This is a genomic window from Enterobacter cloacae complex sp. I3 (assembly GCF_014896175.1).
Classification (GTDB): domain Bacteria; phylum Pseudomonadota; class Gammaproteobacteria; order Enterobacterales; family Enterobacteriaceae; genus Enterobacter; species Enterobacter bugandensis.
This window is the reverse complement of sequence record NZ_JADBQZ010000020.1, coordinates 102928-111616: the sequence shown is the minus strand read 5'-3', so window position 1 is coordinate 111616 and position 8689 is coordinate 102928. Positions and strand designations below refer to the sequence as shown.

The 8689-nt window shown below is 50.8% G+C and carries 9 protein-coding genes; 3 read left to right on the top strand and 6 right to left on the bottom strand.

The annotated features are described in order from the left end of the window. Positions 1-144 precede the first annotated feature (144 nt). Positions 145-807, top strand: coding sequence for a winged helix-turn-helix transcriptional regulator (locus IM271_RS16645; RefSeq protein ID WP_028012851.1), 663 nt, complete (start codon positions 145-147; stop codon positions 805-807). An 87-nt stretch (positions 808-894) separates the two neighbouring features. Then, positions 895-1533, top strand: coding sequence for a winged helix-turn-helix transcriptional regulator (locus IM271_RS16640; RefSeq protein WP_082697278.1), 639 nt, complete (start codon positions 895-897; stop codon positions 1531-1533). Between the two features lie 15 nt (positions 1534-1548). Here the strand turns inward: IM271_RS16640 and IM271_RS16635 are convergent, their stop codons facing one another. From IM271_RS16635 to IM271_RS16610, 6 genes are read right to left on the bottom strand one after another with little or no spacing between them, the layout of a single operon-like run. Further along, positions 1549-2190 carry a LuxR C-terminal-related transcriptional regulator gene (locus tag IM271_RS16635; protein WP_028012849.1) on the bottom strand — a complete coding sequence of 214 codons (642 nt, stop codon included), beginning with the start codon at positions 2188-2190 and terminating at the stop codon, positions 1549-1551. Between the two features lie 41 nt (positions 2191-2231). After that, positions 2232-2744 carry a fimbrial protein gene (locus IM271_RS16630; RefSeq protein WP_193052890.1) on the bottom strand — a complete coding sequence of 171 codons (513 nt, stop codon included), beginning with the start codon at positions 2742-2744 and terminating at the stop codon, positions 2232-2234. 11 nt (positions 2745-2755) lie between these two features. After that, positions 2756-3703 carry a fimbrial protein gene (locus IM271_RS16625; RefSeq protein WP_193052889.1) on the bottom strand — a complete coding sequence of 316 codons (948 nt, stop codon included), beginning with the start codon at positions 3701-3703 and terminating at the stop codon, positions 2756-2758. Position 3704: 1 nt separating this feature from the next. After that, positions 3705-6248, bottom strand: coding sequence for a fimbria/pilus outer membrane usher protein (locus IM271_RS16620; RefSeq protein WP_193052888.1), 2544 nt, complete (start codon positions 6246-6248; stop codon positions 3705-3707). Positions 6249-6290: 42 nt separating this feature from the next. Further along, positions 6291-6968, bottom strand: a complete 678-nt coding sequence (locus IM271_RS16615) for a molecular chaperone (protein WP_126300203.1) — start codon at positions 6966-6968, stop codon at positions 6291-6293. Between the two features lie 57 nt (positions 6969-7025). Next, a complete protein-coding gene (locus IM271_RS16610; RefSeq protein ID WP_155026188.1) occupies positions 7026-7556 on the bottom strand; it encodes a fimbrial protein in 531 nt (176 codons plus the stop codon). Positions 7557-7978: 422 nt separating this feature from the next. Between IM271_RS16610 and IM271_RS16605 the strand changes: the two genes are divergently transcribed. Then, positions 7979-8638, top strand: a complete 660-nt coding sequence (locus tag IM271_RS16605) for a winged helix-turn-helix transcriptional regulator (protein WP_049000776.1) — start codon at positions 7979-7981, stop codon at positions 8636-8638. The last annotated feature ends 51 nt before the right edge of the window (positions 8639-8689 follow it).

The window sequence follows — 8689 nt, the reverse complement described above, 5'->3', positions numbered from 1 at the left end:
TAATTGGGCTATTTCAAATTATTAAATATTTGTTAATGGTCGAGTCCATTATGAAATCAACCTATTATTTATTTATACTCCCCTCGGATAGATAATCTCTGACGCATCTTTTGACAAACATAAAGAGCGTCTGGAGGGATTAATATGAATACTAAAATGTCAACGGGAGAAATCACTGAGGTTACTCCTGCGCATGCATTTAAGCCCGTTGATGATATCAATAAAATTATTGAACAAATCGCTCCCTTTGCCACGCGTTTTAATGCGAATAAAGGCGAAGTCCTGCGCTATCATTCCGGTAAAAAAAGAACCTGTTACATACTTCATCAAGGTGGTGTCACGCTGAACCGTCGAGGGGATGGTATGGTGCTTAACTCTGAACAAGCGACTTTCATTATGGGTATCAGTAATCAGTTCTCACAGACCGAAAACCTGTACGTCAGAGTGAATGAAAATGCTGTGATGAGCCGCCTTTCTCTGGAACGTTTCAATCTGCTGATCGAGAGTTTTGGACTGTGGGAGAGTTTGTGCAAGTTAGTGATTTACACCGCTTCTCGCGTTTACGAGCACTGCACATTGATCTCACAGATGTCCTCATATGAGATAATCCGGTTCCAGCTGCTTGAACTGATGAACGAATCGGAGCGTATCCGCAGCAATATTACCGCAGCGAATTACATCCAAAGCAGAACCTACCTGTCTCGGAGCGGCATAATGCGGATCCTTGCAGAACTTCGGGATGCGGGATGCGTTGAACTTAAACGCGGTATCTTGATTTCTATCAATCACTTACCTTTGAAATACTGAACAAAACGCGCGCTTAGGGAGACTCGGCAGGATCCACGCTATACTGAACCCCATGACTACTGGAAGGTTTGACGGACAGGCGCGCGTATGCTCGATGAGTTCTCCACAAAATGGGTATGTGATCCTTCATCAGCGACAAATTTGCTGATCGATTATCTTCAACACGGTTCAGATTTAAAAAAAGTGCTGCCACGCCGTCGATTAAATTTTGTGGTTGGCAATGAGCGTCTCTGTTATGTATTGCTCAAAGGACGTGTCATGATACACCGTAGCAACCACGATTTAGCGATGGCTACGGTTCAAGGGCCCGCGGTGATCGGCCTCAGCAATTTGCATCAGACCCAGATGCGCGGCTATATCAAGACATTCAATAACTGTGACATCGTCATCCTTAAAATGGATTTTGTTAATGAGACGGTTAAGCGTCATAACCTTTGGGAGCCCCTGGCATATCATCTGATGAGCCTGGCAGGTAAGCTCTTTCACAGTTATGAAGATTTAACGGGCCCTTCCGCTTATGATATTGTCATCGCCCAACTTTATGCGCTCTCAAACGAAGAACCCTCGTTCAGGCTCAGTGTCACTGCTGAAAGCTATATCAGAGATAAAACCCACCTGTCCCGGAGTGGCGTGATGCGTATACTCTCGGCATTAAAAGAAGGGGGCTATATCGACATGCAAAGAGGTGTGTTACTTAATATTAATAAGTTGCCTGAAAAATTTTGATTGAGCATTGCCAGGTTATACATAATCGTTTTCCAGGAAGTCGCGAAGCTGGTTGGGTTGGCTCTTTTTCTCCATCAACCTTCTCAGCAATACGATCAGCTCGTAATCGCTGCGCAGATTAAATTTTTGCATCATCATATATTTATGGGTAAAGACCGTTTTCTCGCTCATCTCCAGCGCGTGCGCGATCTGCACAACCGACAGCCCTCTGTAAAAATTCACCATAATGCGAATTTGTTGCCGGGATAAACCTTTATGCTGGCAGTCGAAACAGCTCCTTTTAGTCCACTTGTAACCCGGTAGTTGTGTCCTGAACCACGCGATAAACAGTTCACCACTGATACGATCAAGCGATGCACGGCGAGAGAGAAAAATGATGTCCTGAAAGCAGGAGGGCGACGCTGAAAATCGCAGCTCATCGTCGACGAAACCTATCACAATCCCTTTTTTCCGGGCCAGTAACTCGGGAAAACAGGTCAGTGTTTCACCCTGACACAATGACAGAACAATAATATCGGCCTGACTGACGTTTTCATGGGTCAGGTCAAGATTAAAGGTGATGGCGCGATTAAAGTTTTGCTTAAAAAAATTCTCTAAAAAGTTCTGTAGCCCAGCCTGAAAAAACAGATCCGTTTCCTGAATCAGGATATTTAACATAGTTCCTACCAACGTCTTTAATAGATACGTATCACTGTCATTTAGTTGTACTGCATGGTCATCACAACAACGGCACTGATGCTTCCGGGCGTAACACCGCCTGAAGCGGATTTGACCCAGGCCTGCATGGGCATCGTGGCAGTGCTGTCTGCCGCAATAGCCTTTGTGATACTGGAGCCCGTCCCTTTAAGCGAGCCGGTCGCGGCGTCACTCATGGCGACGGCAACGCCAGTGGCCGTTCCGCTGTTCATGTAGTAGTCCGCGCCTGCTGCGGGATCCGGGTTACCTGCGAACGTCACCGTGACGCTGCGGGTTCCCAGCGGACAGCTTGTAAAAAGCAGATTGAACGCAACCGGATCGGACGTGGATCCTGGCGTCGCCATATTGGAAGCCTGAATATTGCCGAGGTTAATATCCAGATTCGTATTCCCGCCATTAAATATGCAGGGCGATGCCACGATATTCCCCGTTACGCCGATATTGACCGTATCGGCGGAAAACGCCCTCCAGCTCAACAGGGCAAGCAGGAGCGTTTTTTTGTGCGCTATTTTCATCTTCTCACCTGCTACTGGTAGGTTATATTAAGCGTGGCCGAGGCGTTGGCCGTTCCCGACTGAACGGTCCCCAGCGTTTGATAATAACGGGCCGTTAACGGGAGCGTTTCGACTCCACCCGCGGACTGTTTTAATAGCAGGCGACTGTTCATGGCCAGCGGCGTACCGTTATAGATGAGCTGAACGCCCACCCCTTTTGCTGTTCCTGAATTACCCTGCCCCGTCAGGGCCATCACGCTGGTATTGCCGCTATCCGGATTTTGAATGCCGCTCAACGTGACGTTTATATTGGTCCCGGCGCTGCAGTTTAATCCGAGGTTCTGCGTATTTTGCGCGCCTACCGGCGACGTCCCCACACCGCCAGTAAAGGAAGAGGCGGGTATATTTCCAATGGCGAAGGTTAATTGTGGCGTATTAATCGTACACGCCAGGGCATTGATCGTGCCGCTGGTCAACTGCGTTGTCAGGCCATCGCGATAAATAGCGTCGCTGCCCTGAAGGGTTACCACGCCGATGACGCCGGGCGTGAGCGCCCCGGATGAAACCGGCCCGGTCACCACCAGTTCAATTTTTCCGCCATACCAGTCGACGTAGGAGGTTTGCGCGTTGTATGAGAAGGTATTGCTCGGGTTATCAAAATAGTTGTTCGATGAAAATCGAATCCCAATCCCGCTGACGTTGGTATTGTAAACATGATTCCCATAGGTGCTGAGCGTGGCGCCGTTATACCGCATGCTAAAACCCAGCATTAATGGATTGCTGCAGCCGGTCAGATAGGACCCCGTATTTGACGCCGCACCGGAGAATATCACCGTTCCCACAGGCGCATCGCGCTGCACGTTGAGGGTGCCCACCGACAGCGAAGACGTTTGCGGCACGATCGTCGTGCACGTCCCGGCCCAGGCACCATTCCAGCCCGCCAATAAACAGAGCAACAGCAAAAATTTCATCGTTTTCATCTTAATGTTCCCGACGACAAAGGGCGTTAACGAGGGTGACGCCACCATAGGTGGCCTGTTTCGGCAGCGTGAAATCCGCGCGACACTGCTGGCCGGACTGATTTCCCCACGCCACGATCAGCGTCCCCTGCTCGCTCATGCCGGTTAAATAGACTTGTCCGCGATCGCCGACGATAAAACTACTGTGACCGTCTCCGGCGAGCGTCACCATCGCCCCAAATGGAACGAATCGACCGTCGTCCATCAGGGTCATCAGCACCTTGCGCCCCACTTTAGAGAGATAATCTGCCCTGACCACCGCGCCTCGCGTTGGCGTGACCGTGCGCGTATTGATCTCCAGTTCCACGTCGTCAGGCATATTTTCCGGATCGAGCGTGAGGTCGTTTTTGCGGTACACGGAGAGGTTGCTCACCACCGTATAGCCCCGGTAGTCCGTTCGCATACCGGACTGGTTTCGAATATCCACCCCGTGGGCGCCGGGTGCCTTAATCAGGGCATTGGTTTCCCCCAGCGGCTGGGAAAAGGTGATGCCGTCCGCGTGGGCCAGGATGCCCCCCTGCAGGCCGTAGTTCAGACGCTCGCTGTTCCTGTCGTAGCCATAGCCCGCCGTCACTTCGCCGTAGGTCCCTTTGTAATCCCCGTTCATGTTGCCGGTATATCCCACGCCGTCCGTGCCGTAGCCCTGCTGCACGTTCCAGTTAAGGGCGTTGTTTTCCAGGGCCACGCCGTTCATGCCCCGGCTGTGCGTAGTGCCGTTATTCTTGCTGGCGTTCATGCCATAGTTCGCCCACGTCTGCGGGAGGAATTTCTCCAGCGGCACGCTGACGTTAAATGCCAGAAGCTGGTCGTGGTCGTACGTTTTACTGCTTCCGGTGCCATACGAGGCTGCGCTGGCGTTTTTGCTGTATGTCCAGGTCACGCCATAGCTGATGTTATGCCAGTAGTTGTTATACCCGACGCTCCAGGACGCCATTGATTTGCCCGAATTCCAGTAGTCTTCCCGCGCGGCGCTGAGGGTCAGGGACCCCAAATCCCCGCCCAGCGTCTGGCTCATGGTCAATTCGGCGCGGTTACGCCGCCTGTCCTGCAGCGCGGTACTGTCTCCCCAGGAGTCCAGCACTTCCTGCATTCCGTAGTAGCCGCTGGTCGAATAGCGATACCCCGCAATCGAAAAGTTTGTTCCGGTATCAATAAAGTTCTTGCTGTACCGCGCGCGCCAGGACTGGCCGCTGGTTTTGGCCGTGTTATCCGGCGTAGACCAGGCCTGGGTTACGTCGGTGGAGATCGCACCAAAATCCCCCATGTTTTTACCCACCCCAACGGCGAGCGACCGGTACTTGCCCGATCCCTGCACGCCGCCGTACAGCGTCAGGCCCTGCGGGAGACCATAAATACCGGTCAGTTGCCCGAAAGGCGTCTTTTCCACGCTGCTGTTATAGGCGCGATACTGGCCACCCGTGATGGCATACTTCAGACGCCCTTCGCGCTGCAGTACCGGCAGAGAGGCGTAAGGCAGGGTGAAATGCTGTTCGCTTCCATCCGCTTCTTTGATTGTCACATCCAGATCCCCGGCACCGCCCGTCGGGTACATGTCGGTTATCTCAAACGCCCCCGGGGCGACGTAGCTCTGGTAGATCTGATAGCCATTCTGGCGCACCACCACGTGCGCATTAGTGCGCGCAATACCGCGAACCACGGGCGCGTAGCCTTTCAGGGAATCCGGCAGCATGTCATCGTCGGACGCCAGCTGGCCGCCGCGAAAAGGGATACTGTCAAACACGTCAGCCGGGGAAGAGCTGTCGCCGAGCGTCAGCTGCGCTTTCAGGGGAATAACGGCCCGCTGCGCATAGGTGTAAACGGTGTCCCATTTATCCTGACCCGACGCATCCCGGGACCAGGTGGTGTAGTTGCGCAGGCGCCACGGCCCAATGTTGATCCCCGGACGCAGGTTGGCATACTGGCTGTCCGTTCTGTTAGCCCCTCCGGTCTTCGCCCAGGAGTTGGCCCCGCTCAGGCTGTAATTGAGCATGGCGGCATTGATGCCCTCGTCCCACATTTCTGGTGGCACATAGCCACGCGCCGGTATATCAATAGCCGCCTGCGGAATACTGATAACCAGACGCTGCGCGTTGAACTGGAAATCCGTCGAGGCCAGTGGAATGGCCTTAAGATCGGCACAGTCGCTTTTCGCTGAGACCAGCTGTGGAAAGAGCGCTGTCTTAACGCCCCACTGTTTTAATTGTTCAATGCTCAGGCATGGCTGTAATACGTCATTTCCATCAGGCGTTTTTGCTGCGGCAAAGGTAATATCCCGGGTCTCCATGAGCTGATCGTCAAGAATAATATCAACATGGTACGTCCCCGGTGCCTGAGAGCCTGATTCAAATGCGGATAAATCGGCTTTCCCCATCCCTGGGTTGTCCAGCTCGACCAGTTCGGTATTAAACGTTTCGCTGGCATAAAGCGTGGGAGAAGACCCCGTCATTGCCAGGGCGATGAGTGTCGCCAGGCGTCGAGGACGTACTTTATATTGCTGTATTTTCATTGCTGATAACCTGAGTAATGCGGGTATTACCGTTTGTCAAAATCACAAACTGGCTTGATGCAACGCGCCGGGGCTTCCATAATCGTTGATGACTTTAAACGTCAGCGTATTTCCGCTGGTTCCATGCGATAACGGGAACCGGGCCGACGCGCCAGGTAATACATACGAAACATCATCCAGCTTTTTTCCGCCCACAGATATTTCATTAAAATTGATGACATAAGGTGTCGGATTCGTAACCTGAATTTCATTCCCGTTGCGTTGCCACGTTAATTTTCCAGCCTGATCTTCAGGCGTTGACGCGTGAAGATTAGCCGGGCGATAAATCAACTTGATACGCGTTTTCACCGCAATTTGCAGTGCGTTAGCCTGTTTCGTTGCAGAAGGAATGGCTTTTATATTGAGCCAGAATAAACTTTCTTGTTCCTGAGGGAGTGAACCTGTCATAACAATGCGTTCGATATTTTTCTGGCCACCATCCAGTCGATAAAGCGGAGGCGTAATGATAAAAGGCGCTTTATCTGTTTTTCCCTCCGGCGCATCAATCCACGACTGAATTAAAAAGGGCGCGCTATCGGCATTGTCCACGCTAATGGTTGCTTCTTTTTTTGCACCGTCGAAAATAACGCGGGTGCCGCCAATGATGACCCCGGCATTGGCGATTGAAAATGTCAGCGGTAACGCTGCTGCGGCCAGACCGATTGTTGTGATAAAACGCATTGAATACCTCATAAAACAAAGGGGCCGGGTGGCCCCATACTGATTACTGCAAAAGACTTAGTTATAAATCACAGAGAAGTTAGCAACCGAGTTAGCCGGGCCCGCGGTCACTGATGCCGCAGTCGAAATATACTGGGCATAGAAGTTGAGCGTATTATCAGCGGTGCTGCTCAGCGCATAGGTATAGCTGTTGCTACCATGCAGCGGCAGATCGGCCTTATCCCCCGTCATCAGGTTGATGGCCACGCCCGTTGCTGCTCCCACAACGGAGGAATCAATCGCCAGCAGGCTTGCGTTGGTTAAATCTGGCGTGCCGTCAAAACGCACCTTCGCGGAGGTAACGGTCACCGGGCAGTTTTTCAGTACGATATTGAACTGCGTCGCTGCGGTTCGGGAACCCGTTGTCGGGAATTCCGTTTTGTAATAATCGCCGAGGACCACAACCTGATTCTGGGATGCCACATCCACATCGCAGGCATTATCCAAAATATTACCGTTAAAATTAACCGTACCTGCCGCCGCGAAAGCCTGAGTCATTGTCAATGCAGAGCCTGCCGCAAATATGGCAACAATAATTTTCTTTTTCATAAAGCCATTTCCTGTATTACTTTATTTATTACTGATATTCAGGCAAAACAGACGTTCCTCATTCTGCCATTCTTTTTTAGAGGCCATCAGAAACAAAATATCACTCTCATCGTGTCGAGCGTTTCAGATGGGTGTTTCTGTCGACGAGTCAAAATTTATACAACTCTTTTGTGCGAGACAATCTATTTTCAGGTCTAGCTGTAGACTGGAGTTTAACAAAAAATAAACATTTGGATCGTTCACTTTATCGCCAGTCTACTTTTAGACTTTCGCCCTTTAACGATAAAATTCATAACGTTAAGATACTCAACCCTTCCGGTCTATTATTAGACTTCCGAGTATTATTCCCTGCTTCGCTGCTTTTTAAGATAATTCTCCACGCTGATTGAAAAACGATCGCATCTGTTGAAGTGAGGTATATTATGAACACGCGAATTGCAGCCGTTTTAGACAATGAGAAATCGTCAGTGCTGGGATTAAAACCCTTAAGGCACATAGAGCGTATAATTGATAATGTCCTTCCTGGTGCAGAGAAAATCATTCTTTCGAAAAGTGAAGTCGTACAATATTACCGAAATGACGAACGCCAATGTTTTATGCTGTTACACGGCAGCGTGGCGCTGCACCGCCGCGGCGACGGCATTGTGTTAAATTCAGAATCAGCGCCTTTTATACTGGGTGTCAGCAGTCAGTTTTCATCGGAACATCTTTACGTTAGGGCCCTGGAGACATCCGAATTAGCATCCGTACCGCTGGAAACGTTTAACAACGTGGTTGCACAGCACGATCTCTGGGAACACTTTTCTAAATTGCTGATCTACACGGCATCGCGGGTGTACGAGCACTGCGCGCAAATATCACAGATGTCCGCCTACGATATCATCCGCTTTCAGCTGGTTGAATTAATGCAGGAGCCTGAGGCAATTCGACAAAACATCACCGCAGCGGCCTACATTAAGAGCCGTACCTACCTTTCCCGCAGCGGAATTATGCGGATTCTGGCAGAACTGCGTACGGGGAAATACATCACCATGGACCGTGGCGTGCTGATAGAAGTTAACCATTTACCCCGGAAGTACTGAAAGCACAATAATATCTGGAGATAGCGCGAGAGAAGAGCGAAACTATAAGCA